This is a genomic window from Chamaesiphon sp. VAR_69_metabat_338 (genome assembly GCF_031423935.1).
Taxonomy (GTDB): domain Bacteria; phylum Cyanobacteriota; class Cyanobacteriia; order Cyanobacteriales; family Chamaesiphonaceae; genus Chamaesiphon.
Genome location: NZ_JANPGM010000725.1, coordinates 1 through 2,625, shown reverse-complemented (window position 1 = coordinate 2,625; position 2,625 = coordinate 1). Strand labels below are relative to the sequence as shown.

Below are 2,625 nucleotides of genomic sequence, written 5' to 3'. Positions count from 1 at the left end.
GCAGGGCTGATTCATTCGTTACTGGGCGTAGGTTGTCAAGCTGAAAAGCAGGTAATTTCGATCGAATAATTGGCAGTTTATAGCTAAGAGGTACCAAAATAAAGATCGAAATCGATCGCTTGAGGGATTGACAAAACTATCAGGAAAAGGAATGAAACAGCCCTGCCTTAAAAAGGGGGGAACCGGATCCGGAAGTCCCCCTTTTTAAGGGGGATTTAGGGGGATTCTCTAGGGTCTAAGTAGCCAACTATTCTTCAACACACACTCTGTGCTAAGGGAGCTAGTTGCAGTGGATAAGCTAGTGAGGCAAGCATCTGATTCATCCGCACGCGCCCCTCGCGCTGAACTCTCGCCACAGCCGATCGCGACTCCAAACGTCTCATATAATTCGTAAGGTTGGGTAAATGTTGGTAGTCATAAACCAGCCGTAAATAACTGAGCGTCGGTGCAGCAGTGCAGTCTGCTAACGAAAATTGCTCCCCCACCAGCCAAGTCTGGGATTGAAGTCGATCGTCGAGCAGGCTACAAGCTGTTTCCAGCAGCCTGCGCGCTTTGATGACCTCTTTTTTGCCGCGCAGCTCCAATTCGCGCTGACTATCGTCAAACAGCACTTGTCGGCCACCGTTGATATAAACATCGATAATTCTCTCGATCGACCTAATCTCTAAAATCCGCTCTGGATCGAGCAAACAAGGCTGTTGCGGGAATTGGCGATCGAGATATTCAATGATGATGCAAGCTTCAAAAAATATTTCCCCACTGTCTGTTTCTAAGGTCGGAATTTTGGCAAAGGGATTAATTTTTTTATATTCTTCCCGCGCTTCTGGATCGAAAAGACTGACCTTAATTGGTGTAAAAGGGATGTCTTTTTCGTAAAGAGCGATGAGGACTCGTTGACAATAAGATGAAGCTGGATCGTAGTAAAATTTCATAACTGTCGATCGGATCTAGTTAGTTAAAAACTGAAATTCAAGGAAATGTCTGAGTTGGTTTACCCCTAATCTTCACTTTTAGAAACCATTTAAGATCTTCTAGTGGGGAGGGCGGGTTCGTTCGATATCGATCTGTGAATTCGAGATCTGCTAGCATAAACCCGCCCCTACGGTCGCTCTATAAAATATAGATGGATAAATTTATGGATTTGTAGGGGCGGGTTTATGCTAGAAATTTCTGCCTAGCACTAGCAAATGCGAACAAACACGCCCATCCTCACTATCAACTATCAACTACTAAAAATAACCGCGAATCCGATCGACCATACCATCGAGATCGTCAGGCAAATCATCGCCCCGCCAAGCTACATGTCCGTCTGGTCGTACCAAAACCAACGTCTTCTCATAAATTTTGGCAATCTCCCGATCGTCAATCTGATAAGTCCGCAGGGGGACATTTTTTGCTTGGCAACTATCGATCAAAGCGGTCACATCTCGATCGCCAAAATTAAGTAATACCAAACCGTGACCGAAGAGATCTAACGTCGATTTATGTGGTTCTAACCAGGCATGTGGAGCGCGACTGCCTGGATAGCTAGTTGGAGTCCACTCATCCGGTTTTTGAACGGGTGGTTTCTCTGGTTCGGTGGCAATAGCGGGCGATTCATAATAAAAGCCAAAGTGAATTCCTGGCGCGTTAAATTCGCGATTGACATCACTGTTTTTCATTTTTTCCGTCATCTGTGCGCGTGCGCGTTCGCCTTCAGGTGATTCCAGCATAATTTCAGGTGGTAGAGTACGTTTGATGGTACGTTCCAGATTGAGATTAGCTTCTTCTACAGCCGCAACCGCCAGCGGATGACGTTCGGTTTGATAAGTCTCTAGCAATTGGGAACCAGCCCAGCCTCGCAACACAGCCGCCAGTTTCCAACCTAAATCTAAGGCATCCGAGACTCCAGTATTCATGCCGAAGCCGCCGGAAGGAGATAGCGTATGCGCGGAGTCGCCGACAAAAAAGATGTTTCCCGACTGGTAATCCGTGGCAACTCGATGGGTTAAATACCACAGAGAGGTAGACAGAATTTCAATTGGCGTATCGATCCCGACGGCTTCTTTGACTGCTTTTTCGGAATCGCGTGGGCTGCCATCTGCGTGGGGAGTGGCGGTTAAGCGATATAAACCCACCCCGTCCATCGATCGCAACGGATAGCGCAAATTATCTGGGGTCATCATAAAGAACACCAATGCTCGACGCGATCCCAAAATCTCCGGTAGTTCTGGTGCCTGGAAGAGAATGTTTTGAAATATGCGGGTGGGATGGTGGGCGAGCGTATCGATGCCGCAGGTTTTCCGAATGAGGCTACTCGCACCATCGCAAGCAACCGCGTATTTAGCCTCGACTGTCGCTGTATCGCCGCTCTCTAAAAATTTGATTTGACCGACAATTCCCTGTTGAGTCGATTCCAAACTGTCCATCCGACAGTTGAGGTTAATCGGCCCAGCCGGAGCAGTACCCAGCTCTTTCATGAGTAAGGGCACGAGCCAGTGATGAGGACAGGGATGTTCTGATTCTGGGCTATGGGGTGGTAAGGTTCGCTCGGCGTGACTACCAAACTTCAAGCGATGGATCTCGTGTTTGCCCACAGCCGTCACCCAAGCAACATCGAGCGGATGGTCTGCTGGCCAGCCCGCA

2 protein-coding genes are annotated in these 2,625 nt (G+C 48.1%); both read right to left on the bottom strand.

What is annotated here, in order from left to right; translation table 11 throughout:
• Positions 1–254 precede the first annotated feature (254 nt).
• A complete protein-coding gene (locus tag RMO84_RS20220; RefSeq protein ID WP_310490236.1) occupies positions 255–932 on the bottom strand; it encodes a glutathione S-transferase family protein in 678 nt (225 codons plus the stop codon).
• 297 nt (positions 933–1,229) lie between these two features.
• On the bottom strand, positions 1,230–2,625 hold a 1,396-nt coding region (locus RMO84_RS20215; protein WP_310490235.1), incomplete at its 5' end, for an FAD-dependent monooxygenase.

What these genes read in the sequence shown, in the direction of transcription:
- RMO84_RS20220 (WP_310490236.1), bottom strand. Translation starts at nt 932, where the DNA reads ATGAAATTTTACTACGATCCAGCTTCATCTTATTGTCAACGAGTCCTC.